The organism is Paenibacillus foliorum, assembly GCF_013141765.1.
Classification (GTDB): domain Bacteria; phylum Bacillota; class Bacilli; order Paenibacillales; family NBRC-103111; genus Paenibacillus_S; species Paenibacillus_S foliorum.
Window position 1 is genome coordinate 178,893 of record NZ_WHOD01000070.1, and the last position, 18,833, is coordinate 197,725.

The 18,833-nt window shown below is 45.5% G+C and carries 15 protein-coding genes; 2 read left to right on the forward strand and 13 right to left on the reverse strand.

Annotated features, from left to right (window positions below):
* Nucleotides 1–7: 7 nt before the first annotated feature.
* The 11 genes from GC093_RS19450 to GC093_RS19500 form a co-directional block, all read right to left on the reverse strand.
* Nucleotides 8–1,474 carry an ABC transporter substrate-binding protein gene (locus GC093_RS19450; protein WP_171653542.1) on the reverse strand — a complete coding sequence of 489 codons (1,467 nt, stop codon included), beginning with the start codon at nt 1,472–1,474 and terminating at the stop codon, nt 8–10.
* Between the two features lie 49 nt (nt 1,475–1,523).
* Nucleotides 1,524–2,408, reverse strand: a complete 885-nt coding sequence (locus GC093_RS19455) for an ABC transporter ATP-binding protein (RefSeq protein WP_171653543.1) — start codon at nt 2,406–2,408, stop codon at nt 1,524–1,526.
* 3 nt (nt 2,409–2,411) lie between these two features.
* Entirely contained in the window at nt 2,412–5,387 is a 2,976-nt protein-coding gene (locus tag GC093_RS19460) for an ABC transporter permease (RefSeq protein WP_171653544.1), read from the reverse strand.
* Nucleotides 5,387–6,508, reverse strand: a complete 1,122-nt coding sequence (locus GC093_RS19465) for an efflux RND transporter periplasmic adaptor subunit (RefSeq protein WP_246314806.1) — start codon at nt 6,506–6,508, stop codon at nt 5,387–5,389. The genes GC093_RS19460 and GC093_RS19465 overlap by 1 nt, the downstream gene beginning before the upstream one ends.
* Entirely contained in the window at nt 6,468–7,313 is an 846-nt protein-coding gene (locus tag GC093_RS19470) for an ABC transporter ATP-binding protein (protein ID WP_171653545.1), read from the reverse strand. Before GC093_RS19470 ends, GC093_RS19465 begins: the two co-directional genes overlap by 41 nt.
* 385 nt (nt 7,314–7,698) lie before the next feature.
* On the reverse strand, nt 7,699–8,373 hold the full coding sequence (locus GC093_RS19475; RefSeq protein ID WP_171653546.1) for a DnaD domain-containing protein: 675 nt from the start codon (nt 8,371–8,373) through the stop codon (nt 7,699–7,701).
* Nucleotides 8,374–8,399: 26 nt separating this feature from the next.
* Complete coding sequence (gene asnS / locus GC093_RS19480) at nt 8,400–9,698, reverse strand: asparagine--tRNA ligase (RefSeq protein ID WP_171653547.1); 1,299 nt, start codon at nt 9,696–9,698, stop codon at nt 8,400–8,402.
* Nucleotides 9,699–9,763: 65 nt separating this feature from the next.
* Nucleotides 9,764–10,981, reverse strand: a complete 1,218-nt coding sequence (locus tag GC093_RS19485; RefSeq protein ID WP_171653548.1) for an acetate/propionate family kinase — start codon at nt 10,979–10,981, stop codon at nt 9,764–9,766.
* Nucleotides 10,978–11,850 carry a 3-hydroxyacyl-CoA dehydrogenase family protein gene (locus tag GC093_RS19490; RefSeq protein ID WP_171653549.1) on the reverse strand — a complete coding sequence of 291 codons (873 nt, stop codon included), beginning with the start codon at nt 11,848–11,850 and terminating at the stop codon, nt 10,978–10,980. Before GC093_RS19490 ends, GC093_RS19485 begins: the two co-directional genes overlap by 4 nt.
* Nucleotides 11,851–12,340: 490 nt before the next feature.
* On the reverse strand, nt 12,341–13,363 hold the full coding sequence (locus tag GC093_RS19495) for a Gfo/Idh/MocA family protein (protein WP_171653550.1): 1,023 nt from the start codon (nt 13,361–13,363) through the stop codon (nt 12,341–12,343).
* Nucleotides 13,364–13,389: 26 nt separating this feature from the next.
* Entirely contained in the window at nt 13,390–14,163 is a 774-nt protein-coding gene (locus tag GC093_RS19500) for a sugar phosphate isomerase/epimerase family protein (RefSeq protein ID WP_171653551.1), read from the reverse strand.
* Nucleotides 14,164–14,289: 126 nt separating this feature from the next.
* On the opposite strand from GC093_RS19500, the gene GC093_RS19505 reads away from it, so the two are divergent.
* Complete coding sequence (locus tag GC093_RS19505) at nt 14,290–15,114, forward strand: helix-turn-helix domain-containing protein (protein ID WP_171653552.1); 825 nt, start codon at nt 14,290–14,292, stop codon at nt 15,112–15,114.
* Between the two features lie 184 nt (nt 15,115–15,298).
* A complete protein-coding gene (locus GC093_RS19510) occupies nt 15,299–16,546 on the forward strand; it encodes an MFS transporter (protein WP_171653553.1) in 1,248 nt (415 codons plus the stop codon).
* Nucleotides 16,547–16,674: 128 nt separating this feature from the next.
* On the opposite strand, the gene leuD is transcribed toward GC093_RS19510, so the two are convergent.
* Nucleotides 16,675–17,280, reverse strand: coding sequence for a 3-isopropylmalate dehydratase small subunit (gene leuD, locus GC093_RS19515; RefSeq protein ID WP_171653554.1), 606 nt, complete (start codon nt 17,278–17,280; stop codon nt 16,675–16,677).
* Between the two features lie 73 nt (nt 17,281–17,353).
* Nucleotides 17,354–18,772, reverse strand: coding sequence for a 3-isopropylmalate dehydratase large subunit (gene leuC, locus GC093_RS19520; protein WP_171653555.1), 1,419 nt, complete (start codon nt 18,770–18,772; stop codon nt 17,354–17,356).
* Between the last annotated feature and the right edge of the window lie 61 nt (nt 18,773–18,833).

The following is an 18,833-nucleotide window of genomic DNA, read 5'->3' on the forward strand; positions in this document are numbered from 1 at the left end:
TTGTTGTTTACCCTCTTCCTCCATTTATGGGTCCATTGGGATTATTCTTGATCTCCTGCAGCATTGCATCACCGTCGGTTTGCCATTTTTTTAACGCATCCCGAACTTGAATTTTTCCTTGGGTTACATCGTTAAACAAACGTCGTCCAATATCTTGCACCTGGTATAAATTTCGATTCTCACGATAAATCTTGTTATCCGGTTGAGGAGCCGGTGTTAGCGTTGTGAAAGCTTCGATGTGGAATTGAATACCGTCCTTAGGTTTGATGTACTTTTTACGTGTAACGATCTGGTAGGAGCTGTTTGACTTAAGACGGGCCCAGTCTTCGCCATTAATAAATTTAATGAACTTCCAAGCATCCTCGATATTTTGAGCTTTGGAGTTTATTCCCATAATCCCATTCATTCCGATTTGCCCGCCAATGTCCGGTGCTTCAGGATGAACAGGTAAAGTTACAACATCCCAATCGATTGGTGTAAAACCTTTAACATTTTGCGCGTTTTTATTGGCATTGTTGATTTGACTGATTTGCCCGTAATTAATTATCGACATGGCCACACGGCTTGACAGAAAATCGTCATATTGGAACGGATTGAAGCTCTCACCGCTTGCGCTGCTCATAGCACGGCTTTTCATCATAGCCGGCTCCTGTTGCGAAGGTGTTACTTTATCCTGCGAAAGCTGGTACATCTTTTTCCAAATTTTTTCCCATTGGTCAGTGTCAACGGTCATACGCTCGGCCTTCTCATCAAACATACTCAGCTGCAAGGGGGCTGTATACATTTGCATCGAGTAGAACATATCCCCCATAGATTGGTTGGAAAAGGAGAAGCCGTATTTGCGATTTTCTCCTTCTCCCTTCGTCAACCGTTTAGCTAAATCGAAGGTTTCATCCCAAGTCATTTTATCTTTGGGATAAGCTACGCCAGCTTCGTCAAACATTCTTTTATTGTAGATAAGGGCTGAAGAGCTAAAGTTGGGTGCCATCGCATACAGCTTGCCATCGCCCATCTTCTTTAATCCGTCAATTACGGCTGGAACCATATCCGAAGTATCGAATTTATCCTTAGTGATCATAGGATCCAGTTGCGTCAACAGATTGCCTCCGATCAATTCACCAAGCTGATCATAGCCAACCATCACGACATCCGGCGGATTGGCACCCTGCATAACTTCCTTAAGTTTGACCATTGGATCAACAGGCTTCGCATTAGGATCCTGTCTTCCGTAGCGGAAGCTTTCATCCATCGTGGGAATCATCTCCAGCTTGATTGTTGGATTGGCAAACTCAAAAACCTCTGTAAACTGCTGGCGAAAATATTCATCATCACCATAACCGAAGCTTGTCGCAATTCGAAGCACTTTCTCCGTCTTGCCGTCACCGCTCTGCGTTTTGCTGCATGCAGCCAATAAAGGTAAGGTAAGACTCGTACATATGGATAATAGCATGACTTTCTTAATACGTGATTTCATTCCAGCACTCCTCCAAATATATCATTCTTAAATCCGTATAAAAATAGTACTATAATGCTTTAGGTGGGCGTATTATGATTTTTTCTCCATCAAATTCCATAGAAGCTTTATTATCAATTTTGAGTGCTTGTAGGTAAGCTCTCGGAATTTGCATTCTCCCGGCGCGGTCTAATACCACATATTCCTCATGTGCTTCTTGAATGGTATCCGTATGCGATCCAGCAGAGCCTCCCTCTTCTATGTGATCCAAATTAGGATTGCGTTTGATAAATTCGGTGCTAGTCATACCGTCGCGTATTGCTACGACACGATCCACTTTACTGGCAAGCGTCATATCATGGGTAACAATTACAATAGTGACGCCAAGCTCTTGGTTTAGCTTACGAAAAATATCCATAATCATATCGGATGTTTTGGTATCGACAGAACCCGTTGGCTCATCCGCCAGTAGGAGCGATGGCTTATTGGCCAGTGAAATGGCAATAGCTACACGCTGCTGCTCCCCGCCTGACAACTGCTGCAGCTTGTTGCCCATACGTTCCTTAAGCCCGACCCATTCAAGCAGCTGCTTTGCATATGCCCGGTCATACTGACCGCTCAGCATCATTGGCATTTCAACATTTTCCAAGGCTGATAAATAAGGCACTAAATTACGCGCGTTATTCTGCCAAATAAAGCCGACAGTTTTGCGTTTATACTGTACAAGCTCTTCGTCACTAATCTTAAGCAAATTCCATTCTCCGACCTGCACCTGACCGGCCGAAGGACGGTCGAGACCGCCTAAGATGTTAAGGAGCGTTGATTTACCACTGCCGCTGTTACCAATGATCGCCATCATTTCGCCATCGGCAATAGAGATGTTAAGGCCTTTTAATGCAACAACCTCTATTTCATCGGTTTTGTAAATTTTGACGAGCTCTTCGCATTGAATCACCGCTTATTTCTCCTCTCCGAGCTTCACGGCTTGATGCACCTTCAGCCTACGTATATGAAGGAACAATAATCCTGCTCCCGTAAGCATCATAAAAGCTACCACAACGTACAGCTGATCTGTGTCCCTGGCATTAAATACAACCCTGAATGGCGGAACTTGAGTCTTAACATTCTCCGCTGTTTGCAGGAATGGCAGGAACAAATAGCTGGTCAGCTTGCCGATTCCAACCCCAAGTGCAATTGAAAGTCCCGCAGTAAAGCCTTGTTCGAGAAGGAGCATACCTGTCAGCTGTCTCCTGGACAGCCCCATCGCCCTGAGCACCCCGAACTGCACTACCCGGCTCGAGAGATTGAAGAACCAGTACAGAATGTAACCGACCAAGGACACAAGCACGGATACGAGGAAGCCAAGACTCAGAATCCCGAACACACCGCCTCTTGCAGGATGCTTCTTCTGCGTTATTAGCTCGTTGCGGACATCCTTCATGCTTGCAATTTGAATTTGCTTGGCATTCAACGCTTCAATAAGCGGTGCTGCCTTCGCCCCATCCTTCATTTTTAGCCAAACCTCATAAGGAGTAACAGGAGCTTGATCATAGATATAATCCAGATTAGCTATGAAGAACGGCATCTGCTCCGGATATTGACTTGGCCAATAAGGCACAGTCGCAACGACAACAAATTCAACCAGCTGCTGCTGGATGGAAATGCTAATAATATCGCCTTCCTTAATATGATTCTTCTCTGCAAATGAGGTCGGCACAATAACAGCCTGCTCATAGGTTCCCAATAGGTTTAAATATTGATAAGGATGCGCCTTAAACAAGTCATTTCGAAACCAAGCTACCTTCGCAAAATCGACATTATCAATCCCCATCAGCATCCCCTGTCCGAAGGACTTGCCGGACACCACAACATTCCCTTTTGTACGTAAAACACGGGCTGCGTGTTCTACTCCCTCCATCTGCTGATACACGACAAATGGCGGTTCAACATACCTCAGCTTTGGAGGAGGTTCTTCCATCCCACCTCCGGGGCTGCCTCCACCTGCTGCGCCACCGCCCTGTTGTCCTCCGCCTGAACCACTGCCAGCACCTCCGCTGCCACCCTGTGATCCACCGGCTCCACCAGAGCCGCCAGCTCCTCCCGAACCGCTACCGGAGCCACCAGCACCTCCGCTTTGTCCACCGGATTGATCCTGAGGCAATTCATCAGAAACGCCATCCCAGACAGCCTGAATGACAATGTCTGTTCCATACGCATAAAGTGTTCGGTCCGTTGAATTCAGATCGATCGTCCGGGCAGCCGAGGAATTATACACCCCAAGTCCCAACGTCAAGATTAACAGCAGCATTAATGGATAATACGACTGTGCGGAACGCGACAGCTGTGTCAAGGTTAAGTAGACCGGAACTGGAAGGAATCGCTTGCCCAACCAATTCCACAGCCTCAGCAGCCATGGAAAGATACGCAGAAAAAATAAGCCTAATGCAATAATCGACAGCGCCGGCACAAAAAATAACAGAGGATGTACCTGCAGCTGATCCGTGGTCAATCCAGTTTGAGCGGATAAAACCTGCCGTTGGTCAAACAAATAGTAGCCATAGCCCACAATACCAATCAGCAATACATCGAGAAACCATTTTTGCCAGAATGGCGAACGATCCGATCGGGCAAGCTTTTGCTTATAGCTGACGATTGACGCCCTAGCAAAAACGATAGCTGGAATGACACTCGCGAGCAATGCTATTAGAACGGCAACCGCACCGTATATTAACGCTTCTGCCGAAACACCAATCGGTACGGACTGACGATCGACAAAGGTCAGAAACCCGCTTGAGGAGCCGATGCTCTTAGCCATGAACCAGCCAAGCACAGGACCAATAATCAAAGCTGTAATTCCTAGAAGCAGTCCTTCGAGTAAATAAATACCGATGATTTGCCTAGTACTGCCTCCACGGCTGCGAAGCACCGCAATGACACTGCGTTGGCGGTCTAACGATTGTCTTGCATTCATCACAATATAATAGAACACCATAGCAATCATAGGCGCAGCCAATGTAAACAGTAGAATTTGCAGCTGCAAGCTTTGTGTTTTGAATTCCTGAAGAATCGGAATAAACGACAGGTCCACCCGAGTGTTTTTCAGTTTTTGATACAAGGTGACATCAAGACGCTCCAGCGTATTTTCCAAAGGTGAAAGCTGGCTCGTTTGAATATTGCGCAAATCAAATGCGTAGTACCAATTCGCCAGGTTCAACGGAATTTTTTTCTGCTTCAAAATATAATCTTGAAAACCCGAATCGCTCATAAAAAAAGTATTAATAAGTCCTTCCATCCCTTGAAACCAGTAAGGGTCATTGTCATCCTTAGCCTTAATGGTTCCGGCTACCCTAATTTTCAGCGGAGCAATACCTAGCCCTCCACTGATCGGATATGTAAATACATCTCCGATATGGATATCATTCCGATACATGGCTTCTTCCAAAATAACCGCATCAACGATACCTCCGGTCACTTGATCGGAGAACCATGCACCCTGCTTAATCTCAGCATGTTCCTTCAAGCTGTTTTGCGACAGCAAGGTCATCTGCCGTTTCTTGCTGGGATCTACCTTTTGGGGATCATCCGGTGTCAGCTGAGAAACGCGAATGGAATAGCTCTTCACATAGGCTTGATACGGAAAAGCGATGTCCTTAGGGAGATCATTCTGTATGTATTGGTCCGCATCGTTCAGCGAATCCAGATCAGCTTTGTCACTACCCGCCACTTGAAAGCGGATCAGTACGGAGCCAGCAGGCAAACCACCGTTTTTCTCTTGAAGCGATTTGGTGACTACCCTTTTCAAAGAACCGTCTGCGTACATGGGAATACTCGTTGTAAAAGCTACCGCCATGATCAAACCAAGCAAGGAGCTTAAGGTCAACCAGCGTGTATTCCACATTTTACGGAATAAAAAACGAAGCATCGGGATTGACATTATCGGCCCACTACTTTCTGTCCAGGCGTTAATCCTTTAATTATCTCAACGTCTGTAGCCGTTTGTTGACCTATTTCCACATCCACTTCCTTCTTATTTCCTTGTTCATCTACGACCTGTACGTAATTCCTTCCTGAGTATGAACGAAGTGCAGCCAAAGGAATCGTTACTGCTTTCTCTTTGCGCTGGGTAATAACCGATACGCTTAGAGGTGTTCCTCTATTCAATCCTTTGGGTAGAGCATCCAATTCAACGACCAAATAATTTTCTATCGTATCTATAGGCTTAGGCTGTCCATTGCCTCCCTGATTGCCCTGAATATAACCTCCATTGTTGCCGTTGTTACCATTGTCTTCCTTAGGAATCGGAAGCTGAGTAACTTTTCCCTTATGCTGGCCTGCTCCATTAATGTCAACAACGGCTTCCATTCCAACGGATACTTTTTTCAAATCCTCTGTATTCAAGGTTGCGACAACCGTTAACTGAGATAAATCAGCGATTGTAGCTACAACGTCATAGGCTTGGGCGGAGTCCCCTTTTTTCATATAGATCGTAACCACTGTTCCCGCAAAAGGTGCAGTCAATTTGGCATTGGCAATTGTAGTTTCCAGCTTAATCAATTCTTCTCGTCTCAGCTCAAAATCGATTTTGGCTTGCTCCAGCGCCTCGGCGCTCATTTCATCCGCTTTGCGCAGTGATTCAATCATGGCCAGCTCATCTTTGCGGGTTTGCAGCCTTTGCTGCTTTAGCTTGCTTTCCTGCTCAGTGACATCCAGCTCGGCAATGACCTGTCCTTGCTCAACCTTATCGCCATTCTTAATGTTCATGGCTTTAATCCGTCGGTTGGCTTCATCGGTAAAATACAAATCTTCTTCCTTGGTAGCCATCATCCTGCCGGAACCGCGTACTTTAGTTTCCAGTGTATCGGTTTTCACTACATATTCCGGTTTCTTGGACAGCTTGGGAGCTGCGATGGCAGGCAGTGTCTCCTCCTCATCCTCCTTGGGCAGCAACGAACATCCGGAACTAACTGCCAATGAGGCAGCCATACATGCGATTAATACAGGCCTTGCGGCTCGTTTATGTGTTAATAAATTTCCCATCCACCATTTCGAATACATGGTCGGCAACCTCCATAATTGTCGGATCGTGTGTTGTCATACATATGGTCACTTGCTCGGCTTGAATAATATCACGAAAAACGGCCATAACCTGTGCTCCCATTTGGGAATCTAGCTCCGCCGTTGGCTCATCCGCTAGCAAAAGACTAGGCCGGTGAGCAATTGCTTTAGCAATAGCAACCCGCTGCTGCTCGCCCCCTGAAAGCTCGAACGGACGATGGTGCATCCGCTTGCTTAGACCTACCAAGTCAAGACAGTGGGCCGTACGCTTTTTCCACTCCGAACGCGGTACATTAGCCATTCGCAGTGCTAGCTCTACATTCTCCCAAGCTGACAGCAGCGGCATCAATGCAAAGGATTGGAAAATAAACCCAATCTCCTTGCGCCGAACTAAAGTTCTCTGGTCATCACCGCTTTGATGAAAAGGATGCCCCATGAAAACAATCTCTCCCTTATTGGGCTGGTCCAATCCACCAATCATATTAAGCAGTGTGGTCTTTCCCGAACCTGACCGCCCCTTAAGCATAATAAGCTGCATTGGAAAAAGCGCCATATCGATGCCCTTCAAGACATCCAATTGACGGCCTCCCACCGAAAAAGAACGTTCAACTCCGCTAACCGTAAGCAGAGGCTTAGTCTCATCAAATAGGCGTGGAGCGAATAAAGATCCAGCACTCGAAGAAAATGCTTCTACTTCTGATATTTCCTCTATAGAAACCTCTGTAGAATCCTGTGCCTTGGAATCGGGATCCTGCTTCGCTGCGATATTACTCGTTTTGCCCTTCGATCGAAGCCAACCCATCATCTCGAACCGCCCTCCTGTCGGTAATCTCTATGTATTTAAGGATTTCTTAATATTTCCAAATTATAGACGACTCAAAACTCCTAAAAGTTACAAAATAATTTCAATTAAAAAAATATTTTTAATGTAAACTAAATTTCATAACCCAAACCAGTGCTTGATTGGTCTGTTGAGCCTGAATTAATTGATTACATGCAAAGTGGAGTGTAACAATGCGGATTTAAAGGGGTGTAAAGCCTTACATAGCGGATCGAGGAGTTATCAACTTTCCATTGTATTCAAAAAAAGACCGCTGCTCCCCGTTTGACGGAGAATACAGCAGTCCTCTTCTCTTGTGAAGCTCGTATTGCTTCCAGCTTTAGCAACCCGTAGTCTCTTCCCTTAACGCTTAACGAATAGAGCGAAATTTTTGCGAGTGCTCCTTCGCTTGCTCCACGGTTGTAATCCGGTTACGGCTCCACTCCATTAAAATCCGGTCAATGTAGCGGAAATGCACTTTGCCGGCAAACACGGCTTCCTTTAACCCAGCCAAAATAAGCTGCTCTTGATATTGATCCTTGTCGAGCCACCCTGTAATGGATTCGAGCTCCATAGGTGTGAGCGGACGACCGAATTCTTTTTCGAAAATACTGAAAATATCTTTGCGCACCACCGGCTCGGATTGCTCCCGCGCTTTTTGCCGCTCCATCTGCTCATCGTACCAGCAGCCTGCCAGCCGCTCCAATAATGGACTGAAGTTGTACTTCTCGCACTGCATCCCACTTACAGGATCAATATCTTCATCTATTGTCAGCAGCCCTTCCTTCAATAGCTTCTGCAGTGCTGCAATAACTTTCTCTGGCCCTACGGACATCCGCCCCTGCAGTTCCTCCAGAGTTGGAAAATCTTTGCGTTCTTTTTCGATCAAGGCCATAACATGGATCATAAGCATGACCTCAACCTCATTCAATTTCAATTGGCTATAATGCTTCAGCAGCAGGTAAGGAATTTCAATATTCCCTTCCCTCCAGCCTGCCACAAAAGCGTTCTGCAGCCCAAGCCGCTCGTAATCGTTTCGTATCATCCGTTCACCTCTTTATTTCGATACTTCTATGGGTACAGTCGGTACAACAGCCTTGGAAAAGGTATCGTCTCCCGTACATGATCCAACCCGCAAATCCAAGCTACCGTACGCTCTAAGCCAAGCCCAAAGCCGGAATGTGGTACAGAGCCGTATTTGCGCAAATCCAAATACCATTGATACGCTTCTTTGGACAGCTCATGCTCCGCAAAGCGTTCCTCCATCAGCTCCGGATCGTCAATCCGCTGGCTGCCTCCAATAATTTCTCCGTAGCCTTCCGGCGCGATCATATCCGCACATAACACCACTTCAGGACGGTTCGGATCAGGCTTCATATAAAATGCTTTAATTTCCGTTGGCCAATGAGTGATGAACACGGGCCTATCATAGTTTGCGGCGATGGCAGTCTCATGGGGAGCACCAAAATCCTCACCCCACTCGAATTCATGACCATTCGATTTCAAGAAATCGACCGCTTCATCATAGGTAATACGCGGGAATGGGGCTGTAATTTGCGCCAGCTTTGTTACATCTCTTTCGAGTACCTCAAGCTCCTTGGAGCAATGCTTCATTACGGATGCAACAATATGGGAGACGAACTGCTCCTGAACCTCTAGATTTTCCTCATGAGCCACAAAAGCCATCTCCGGCTCAATCATCCAGAATTCGATTAGGTGACGCCGCGTTTTGGATTTTTCAGCACGGAATGTAGGGCCGAATGAATACACACGGCCAAGCGCCATCGCTGCAGCTTCCATGTACAATTGTCCGCTTTGAGTCAAATACGCATCCTCATCGAAATATTTGGTGTGGAACAAATTAGTCGTTCCCTCACATGAGGATGGCGTTAGAATCGGCGGATCCACTAGCTGGAAACCTCGCTCGTCAAAAAACTGCTGAATGGCACGAATAATTTGTGCACGTACAACGAGAATTGCCCTCTGCCGCGGTGTCCGAATCCACAAATGACGATGATCCATCAAATAGTCGACCCCATGCTCCTTAGGCGTAATCGGATAGTCACTCGTAATTTGAATAATCTCAACTCCGGTAACATTCAGCTCGAAGCCGCCCTTACTTCTTGTATCTTCACGCACCGTTCCAGTCACGTATAAAGAGCTTTCTTGAGTCAGCTTTGCCGCTGCATCCCACACTTCTTGGGTAACATCACTTTTCACAACCACACCCTGGATATACCCGGAGCCATCGCGGAGCTGCAAAAACTGAATTTTACCGCTTGAACGTTTATTATGCAGCCAGCAGCCTATAGTAACGGTTTCATTTATATGCTTATCAACATCACGGATCATGGATAATTTTCGACTCATAGTGACCAATCATCCTCTCTCTTTCTATTTCCATCTATCTGTCTGCAGTGTTTAAGCTTTCTTCATTATACTACATCTTCCTCGCGGGCTAAAATCAGCCTGTGCGTGTCGCGGGCGATCACTAACTCTTCGTTGGTTGGAATTACCATCACTTGTATACGAGATTCCTTTGTGGAAATGACACGTTCAGCATCAGATCTCTGAACGTTAGCATGCTCATCCAGCTCTAAACCAAGGAATGTCAGGTTGCGGCATAACGCTTCGCGCAGCTCTGCCGAATTTTCCCCGACGCCTGCTGTGAAAACTAATAGATCCAAGCCATTCATCGCAGCCGCATACGCGCCGATATATTTACGCAGCCGATATTCGTACATTTCAAAAGCGAGTGTCGCATTCCTGTCACCGGCTTCCATCGCCCGTACTATTTCCCTCATGTCGCCGCTTATGCCTGATATCGCCATTAAACCGCTATGCTTATTAAGCATCGAGTTAACCTCATTGAGAGTCAGCTCCTCCTTACCCATAGCAAACGGGACAATAGCAGGATCAATATCCCCGCTGCGAGTTCCCATCATCAGCCCTTCAAGAGGTGTCATGCCCATACTGGTATCTACGGAGCGTCCGTTCAAAATTGCTGCGCAGCTAGCCCCATTGCCGATATGGCAGGTCACAATCTTTAGCTTATCGAATGGCTTTTGGATTAAAGCAGCCGCTCTCTCGCTGACATAAGCATGAGATGTACCATGAAAGCCGTATCTACGAATCTGGTGCTTCTTATACAGCACCATTGGAATCGGATACAAATAAGATTTTGGCGGCATGGTTTGGTGGAATGCTGTGTCAAATACAACGACTTGCGGTACATCAGGCATATTATTCTCAACCGCTTGAATTCCTAGCAAATGGGCTGGATTATGAAGCGGTGCAAGATCGAATAATCTTCTGATCTCCCGCTTCACTTCCTCATTGACGATTACCGAGCTTGAAAATGATTCACCGCCATGTACAACCCGGTGTCCAACCGCATCAATTTCTTTCATTGATGACAGCACTCCGTGGTCCTTATGCATAAGCATGCCTAGAACCTTTTGGATAGCTGTCGTATGCTCCAGAACCTCAGCTACCTCCCTGATCCCCTGCCTCTCTGCAGGATCGTAGCTAAGAATAGCCGTTTCCATACCAATCCGTTCTACCTTCCCTTTAGCCAGAACCTCTTCATTATCCATATTATACAACTGAAATTTTAATGACGAGCTTCCTGCATTGATTACTAATATATTCACAAGCGGTCGCCCTCCCTATCGTAGCTGAAAAATCCTTGTCCTGTTTTTGTACCCAGCTGTCCTGCACGCACCATTTGCTTCAGCAGTACAGAGGGCCTATATTTGACATCCCCAAACTCACGGAACATCCGCTCCATCGCATCCAGAACAGAATCCAATCCGAAGCGATCTGCCATCTCCAATGGGCCGTAATGAAATTCATAACCGAGCCTCATCGCTGAATCAATATCTTCAGCAGTAGCCACCCGCTCCGACAAAGTATGCATGGCTTCATTAATAAGCACACATATCAATCTTGTAGTTACGAAACCAGGCGATTCATATACTTGAATACCGCGCTTTTGAATCTTATTCTCAACAAATTCCTTAGTTAGAGTAAATGTCTGCTCGGAGGTTTTCAACCCGCGAATAATTTCTACTAGGTGAACCTTCGAAACAGGATGCAGAAAGTGAACCCCAATTACCCGTCCCGGTTGTGTCGTAACGGCTGCGATCTCGGTCAAGCTAAGCGTAGACGTGTTGCTGGCAAGGATAACCGACGGCGGACAAATCGCATCCAGTTGCTGAAAGAGCAGCTTTTTCTGCTCTAAATCCTCACTGATAGTCTCTATGACCATCTCGCAATCAATTAACCTTTGCATATCGGTTTCTTTATGTATTCTAGACATAATCAGCTTCTTCTCCGAAGAGGTGATCGCCCATTTCTCCAGTCTTTTATCGAGACTTATTTCGATAAATTCGAAAGCCTGCTCTAATCTCAGCGGCGTTCGTTCCATTAGAAGAACTTCCAATCCCTGCTCTGCTAACATTTCAGCGATTCCCTGACCCATAGTACCGGCGCCGATAACGCCAATTTTATTAATTTGCATAACGTGATCTCCCCCTAGCAAACAGCAATTACTGATGGTTATTCCCATCTTACAGGAACCTACTTAACCATTTTATTATACAACAACCTTGGATTGAAATGAAAAAACGCACACTTAAATAAGTTCCTTGCGGTGTCCTTGGTGTCTAATTTATGAATGTGGGATTACAGGCACTGTTGGAAATCAGAGGAATAACGTAACAGCTAGTTCCGTTAACTTTCTGTTTTTCGCCTTTTGAACATACTTGCCCAAAATAACGGAATTTCGAGTTCCGTTATCGCCTTAAATTGAAGACGCCAGGATCAACAAACGAACTTCATGTTCCGTTCCAATTTTTTCAGAACTCATACCAGCTTCGCCTCTACCCTCTTTTATTGCAATGTCAGAAAAGTAAAAGGTAAGCCAGAGCAGCTTAAACCGCTCTAACTTACCTTTTGAGATTGACTTTTGATATGACTAGTTCAATTCCTCGAAGGTCCTAACGACCCACTCACTTAACAAGTACGTTTTGTTTAGTTGCCTGAGATTCAAATGCCGCCAAGATAACGTTCAACGATTTCAAACCTTCTTCACCGGAAATGCTTGGTGGAGTATTCGTCACAATGCTGTTGATAAAAGCATCGATAACGCCGCTTGCCGTTTGCTTATCGTTGGTTGCCATCGCACCGACTCTATGCTTCTCAACTGACCCGTCACGAAGTTCTACGATAACTTGATCCTCTGGATGAGTTCCGATATGCATAGCGCCGTTCTCGCACCATAACACTGTGCTGTTGTCTTGACCTTTGTAGTAAGTCCAGCTAGCTACCAATGTACCGATCGTTCCGCTCTTCATGCGCAGCAAGCAGGTTGAGTTGTCGTCGCATTCTGTGCCCTCTTTATGTATCGTTCCAACAAATGCGGCAACCTCAGTCACCTCATCTTCCAGCAGCCAACGGATCAAGTCGGACTTATGTACGCCAAGGTCACCCATCGCTCCCATAATTGCTTCTTCCTTGCGGAAGAACCAGCTATTGCGTCCATCAATACTCCAGCCTTCCGGGCCTGGATGTCCGAAGGAGGTACGGAAGGTCAATACTTTACCAAGCTTACCGGTTTGCAAAATTTCTTTTGCTTTTACGTGAGGAGGCATCAGACGTTGATTGTGACCGACCATCAAGAATACGCCATTTTTCTTTGCCGCTTCAATCATCGCCAAGCCTTCCTCGTAAGTAGTCGCCATAGGCTTTTCTACCAGAACATGCGCACCTGCATTGGCAACAGCGATTGATACCGGAGCATGAAGTACATTCGGCAGGTTGACGCTAACTGCATCCGGCTTCTCCACTTGCAGCATTTCTTCATAACTTGAATAGGCTTTTGCACCATGTAGCTCGGCGTAATGTTCAGCACGTTCAATAACGATATCGCAAAATGCTACTAACTCAACGTTCGGATTAGCCGCATATTCAGGAATATGACGGTGCTTGGAAATCGAACCACAACCTATTACAGCGACTCTAACTTTACTCATGATTTATATGCACCCCAGTTATATGTTTAAAATTTAGACAAATAATTATCTCTAACCCAATTTAAGCTCGTTGCCACGCTTTCTAAAGGAGGATTTGCACAACGGTCCTGTTCGACAATCAGCCATTCCACCCCAGCGTCGGATGATGCTTGAATCACATTCGGCAAATCAACCTCACCAAGTCCCAGCTCAACGGTATCCATTTGATTTTCGGGTCCACGGTTAAAGTCCTTTAAATGAAGCAATGGTAATCTTCCAGCGTACCGGTTTATATAGGCAAGGGGATCTTGGCCTGCATATTTAACCCAGCAAACATCCATCTCAACTTTTACTGCATCAGCAGAAGTGGTTGAATATAACGCATCGAATACAAACTCATCGTTAATGCTTTCTTCAAACTCAAATGCATGGTTATGATAGCCGAACTGTAGTCCAGCTTCCTTAACTTGATGACCTGCATCCTCAAAAAATGCAAACAACGCCTTCCAAGCTTCAGCATCTTTACGGTCTTCCAATGCAATATGAGGGCAAATGAAATAAGGAGCGCCAATCGCTTTCAAGTAAGCGATTTCTTTTTCAAGGTTTTCTCTCATATTTTTAAGGCTTACATGGGCACCTATTGCTTTCAAGTTGAGCTCATCAAGTAAATCTCTTAGTTCTTCTGCTTCCAAGCCTCCGTATCCGGCGAATTCCACACCTTCGTAGCCAAGCTCAGCAACCTTGCGCAGTGTACCACGAAAATCCTCTGCCAAGTCATCGCGCAATGTGTATAGCTGTAAGCCAATTCCCATTCTTCTCATGCTGATGCACACTCCTTAAAAGTTTTTGTATTTGATTCCATTGTACCTATAAATGCCCTATAATGACTATGAACGATGTGGTTCGAACATGAACTATTTGGCTACAAAGTAGACGAGGTGCAAATAATGAACTCCCAGATTTTAACTTGTGGCTATTCTTATCACTCACAAAAGTTTCATAACAGCCATAGCGATGGTCTCCCCTGCTATTTATTCCGGTTACAGACAGAAGGCTGCAGCTACGCTTTGGTAGGTGGCAATATGACCCTTATCGAGACAGGCGACCTGCTCCTTTTTAAACCGGGGGATAAATATGATTTACATGTGGAGGAGCATACAAATTTGATGCAGCAAACCCTCATATCCAGTGGAGATTATTACATTTTGTGCAAAGGTGACTGGATTGATGAATGGTGGAGCAGCTCCAAAAAGCCGCAGAAAGTCCGCATAGCTGTCAACGAACCGCTTCTCACTTTATGGCGGCAAATTATTTTGGAGAAACGCCGTTTCGAGGATGAAAACAAACAATTATCCGAATATTTGTTGTGGGCCTTATGTCTTCACATTGAGCGTGCTGTAGACGATCATATTTCATTGCGAGGCAGCTCTTTCCTCGCCACCCGGATGAAAAGCTTCATAGAGGAGCATGCAGTCCTCCCCTTCAAAGTCGAGGATGTGGCTCAACATGTAGGTATCAGCGTATCACGCGCCGTCCATTTATTTAAGGAATGCTTCGGTAAGACAATCATCCAATACACGCAAGAGATTCGTCTTTCTTCCTCTATTGAGAGGATGGTTTATACCACCATGACATTGGAGCAGATTGCCGAGACCACAGGCTTTGGCAGTTATTCCTATTTCCATCGGGTTTTTCGAGATAAATACGGCTTATCCCCTAAGGCATACAGAGTCAAATTCTCTGATGGTGGAATAGATCAGCCTAGCCTTTAATAGCAGTGAACGAGATAAACGGCTTTTTTGATTATATTCAATCTATCCGTTTCGAGCCTCCGGTCAGCCATGTTATATTGAGTTAACACATCAACAATGATAAAGGAATATTTTGCATTGGGCCATGGGGTTGCTCCACGGCTCTTTTTGATTAAGCAGCAATCTTTGGAAAGGAACTGCATCTATGAACATAAGTCAAAGTCATCTCTCCAGAAATATCCCCTTATTTTATTTGTACCAGTTTTTGAATTCCTTTATTCTCGATCGCGGCATCTGGATGCTCTATTTGGCTTCCCGCGGCTTCACTTTGACAGAAATCGGTTTCATTGAAGCATTGTACCATGCTGTAATTTTCATTTTCGAGGTGCCGACAGGCTATATCGCCGACCGTTTTGGAAATAGGACCAGCCTGCTGCTCTCACAAATACTAGGACTGCTCGCCTCCGGCTGTCTGGTTTTGGCTTCCAATCCCATTTATATTGTTGCGGGTTTTCTACTCGGGGCCTTTGTCGGAACTCTGCAATCGGGGGCAACCAGTGCTCTCGTTTACGAAACGCTTAAGGTTCAGGGTAAACAAGAAGCTTTTAAGAAGCTTACTTCACGGCTGTCTGCTATCGTACTTATATCAATGGGACTTAGCGGCAGCGCTGGCGGCTTTTTATCCGATCTTCATTGGGAATGGGTATACATAGGTAAAATGGTCCTCCATATTCTCTCGTTTCTCATCATTCTTATGATTATTGAACCTCTTCATGTTAGAGGCGAAGAAGGAAGTAGAGAAACCTTGCTCTCTGGAGTAACCCAGCTATCGTTTGTTAACCAATTGCGCAAAGGGTATACGTTCATCAGTGAGAGTCGCCCTTTTCTAACTTTGAGCTTATTCGGTGCATTGCTGTATTCTATGTCTTGGTCAATTTCTTTTTATAGTCAAATCTTATTTCAACAAAACGGCCTGACCAACTCAACCATAGGAACGGTGAATGGGCTCGAAACATGGGTCTCGGCAGCCATTACCGCTGTTGCTTATATCGGTGAACGCTGGCTCGGTAAAAAAGGTTCGTTGATTCTAAGTGCTTCCGGTTTTGCTTGCTGCTTAGTGCTGTTTTCCGCAAGTGAAGGCTCTGTGATGGTTATCAGCTGCTTTTTCCTGCTATCTGTCTTTATTAGCTACTTAGAGCCTCTCTTGGAAGCCTATCTGAATGAGCTTGTCCCCTCTTCCATGCGAGCAACGATGCTTTCTGTTTTTAATATGATGGTTTCTGCAGGGATGATGATAACCTTTTTGCTTCTTGGTATACTGGGGGACCGTATGGGAGTTTTCACTGCTCTGCAATCAGTTCTCGTCGTGTGGGTACCGCTGCTCGCACTATCGATGTTAGGGTGTCTAAGATATACTCATAGTAAAAATGCTAACCCATCAAATATTAAGTAACGCGAAATAGTTTTAAGTAAGGCAAAGCAACTGTTCCCTATGGGGGGCAGTTGCTTTTCTTGTACGCTGAACGCAAAAAAAGCCATTGAGAGAATGACCTCTCAACAGCTTTTTGATTATCTTTAAACTTATTTGTAAGCTAATCTTGCTTGGTGAGCAGCTTCATAAGCACCGATTTTATCATCGTGTTGAAGCGTCAAGCCGATATCGTCCAAGCCTTGCAGAAGGAACTGACGGCGGTGCTCATCCAGATCAAACTCGATGCTAAGACCTTGATCGTCGGTAATTTTGTTGTTCTCAAGATCAACAGTCAGCTTGTAGCCTTCTGTTTTAGCTGTGCGTTGGAACAAATCTTCCACTTGCTCTTCGCTCAGCTTGATAGGCAGGATACCGTTTTTGAAGCAGTTGTTGTAAAAAATATCGGCATAAGAAGGTGCAATAACAACCTTGAAGCCGTAATCTTGAATCGCCCATGGCGCATGCTCACGAGAAGAGCCGCAGCCGAAGTTAGCACGGGAAATCAAGACGGAAGAGCCTTGATAACGCGGCTGATTCAAAGAAAAGTCAGGAATGACATTTCCTTGATTATCAAAACGCCATTCAAAGAACAAGAACTGGCCAAAGCCGGTACGCTCGATCCGTTTCAAAAATTGCTTAGGAATAATCGCATCTGTATCTACGTTTACGCGGTCTACCGGACCTACAAGGCCGGTATGCTTTTTAAAAGCTTCCATGTCGTTCGTCTCCTCACATGAGTGACAGCCACCTTCGGTGTAACTGAAGTAACGGCTGCACTATAAGTTAATTTTAGGCTTGCTGCTTCACTTTGAAGTTCCAATCGCGCACATCAACGAAATGCCCTTTAATAGCAGCCGCAGCAGCCATAGCTGGGGATACCAAGTGAGTACGTCCGTCACGTCCTTGACGACCTTCAAAGTTCCGGTTAGAAGTCGATGCACAACGTTGACCCGGCTTCAATACGTCCGGATTCATTGCTAAGCACATGCTGCAGCCGGCATCACGCCATTCGAAGCCCGCTTCGATGAAAATTTGGTCCAAGCCTTCTTTTTCAGCCTGAATTTTTACGCGTCCTGAGCCAGGAACAACGATAGCCGTTAAGCTAGAAGAAACTTTGTGACCTTGAGCAACCGCTGCCGCCGCACGAAGATCCTCGATACGGCCATTCGTACAGGAACCGATAAATACATAATCCACGGACAAGTCAGTCATCGGAGTACCTGGAGTTAAGCCCATGTATTCAATTGCTTTTTCAGCCGCTTTTCTCTCGTTCTCGGTTGTAAAGTTTTTTGGATCTGGTACAAGCGAAGTAATGTCGGCTCCCATACCAGGGCTTGTTCCCCAGGTTACTTGTGGGATTAGAGTGCTTGCATCAAATTCAACAACACGGTCAAATTGAGCACCTTCATCGGTAATAAGCTTCGTCCATTCAACAACTGCTTGATCAAAAGCTTCGCCTTGCGGTACATATTCGCGTCCGCGCAAATATTCAAAGGTTTTCTCGTCTGGTGCGATCAAGCCGGCTCTTGCTCCGCCTTCAATCGACATGTTGCAAACAGTCATACGCTCTTCCATAGAAAGGTTGCGGATAGCTTCGCCTGTGTATTCAATAACATAGCCGGTAGCAAAATCCGTACCATACTTGCCGATTACCCCAAGAATCAAGTCCTTAGCAGTAATTCCAGGATTCAAGCTTCCAATGATGCGAACTTCCAAGGTTTTAGCCTTTGATTGCTGCAAGCATTGAGTTGCCATTACGTGCTCAACTTCGCTTGTACCGATACCGAAAGCAAGTGCGCCAAATGCGCCGTGAGTGGATGTGTGGCTGTCGCCGCAAACAATCGTTTTGCCCGGGTGAGTTAAACCAATCTCAGGTCCCATAACGTGTACAACGCCTTGATCGATGTTGTCCAAGTCGAATAGCTTTACGCCAAAATCCTTGCAGTTTTGTGAGAGAGTATCAATTTGCTGCTTGGAAATAGGATCTGTAATGTTGAAACGGTCTTTCGTAGGTACATTGTGGTCCATAGTTGCAAATGTCAGGTCAGGACGGCGCACCTTACGGCCGCTTAAGCGAAGACCTTCAAATGCTTGCGGGGACGTTACTTCATGCACAAGTTGCAAGTCGATATAAATGATGCTCGGCTTGCCCTCTTCCTGATGAATAACATGGTTGTCCCAGATCTTTTCAAATAAAGTTTTTGCCATCAGTTTCACCTCATTATCATGAATGCGAATCAATTCATTTTATTTTCTTATACTAGCATTA

Coding starts and splice junctions, on each gene's coding strand:
- GC093_RS19450 (WP_171653542.1), bottom strand. CDS start 1,474: ATGAAATCACGTATTAAGAAAGTCATGCTATTATCCATATGTACGAGT.
- GC093_RS19460 (WP_171653544.1), bottom strand. CDS start 5,387: ATGTCAATCCCGATGCTTCGTTTTTTATTCCGTAAAATGTGGAATACA.
- GC093_RS19465 (WP_246314806.1), bottom strand. CDS start 6,508: ATGTATTCGAAATGGTGGATGGGAAATTTATTAACACATAAACGAGCC.
- GC093_RS19470 (WP_171653545.1), bottom strand. CDS start 7,313: ATGATGGGTTGGCTTCGATCGAAGGGCAAAACGAGTAATATCGCAGCG.
- GC093_RS19475 (WP_171653546.1), bottom strand. CDS start 8,373: ATGATACGAAACGATTACGAGCGGCTTGGGCTGCAGAACGCTTTTGTG.
- asnS (WP_171653547.1), bottom strand. CDS start 9,698: ATGAGTCGAAAATTATCCATGATCCGTGATGTTGATAAGCATATAAAT.
- GC093_RS19490 (WP_171653549.1), bottom strand. CDS start 11,850: ATGCAAATTAATAAAATTGGCGTTATCGGCGCCGGTACTATGGGTCAG.
- GC093_RS19495 (WP_171653550.1), bottom strand. CDS start 13,363: ATGAGTAAAGTTAGAGTCGCTGTAATAGGTTGTGGTTCGATTTCCAAG.
- GC093_RS19500 (WP_171653551.1), bottom strand. CDS start 14,163: ATGAGAAGAATGGGAATTGGCTTACAGCTATACACATTGCGCGATGAC.
- GC093_RS19505 (WP_171653552.1), top strand. CDS start 14,290: ATGAACTCCCAGATTTTAACTTGTGGCTATTCTTATCACTCACAAAAG.
- GC093_RS19510 (WP_171653553.1), top strand. CDS start 15,299: ATGAACATAAGTCAAAGTCATCTCTCCAGAAATATCCCCTTATTTTAT.
- leuD (WP_171653554.1), bottom strand. CDS start 17,280: ATGGAAGCTTTTAAAAAGCATACCGGCCTTGTAGGTCCGGTAGACCGC.
- leuC (WP_171653555.1), bottom strand. CDS start 18,772: ATGGCAAAAACTTTATTTGAAAAGATCTGGGACAACCATGTTATTCAT.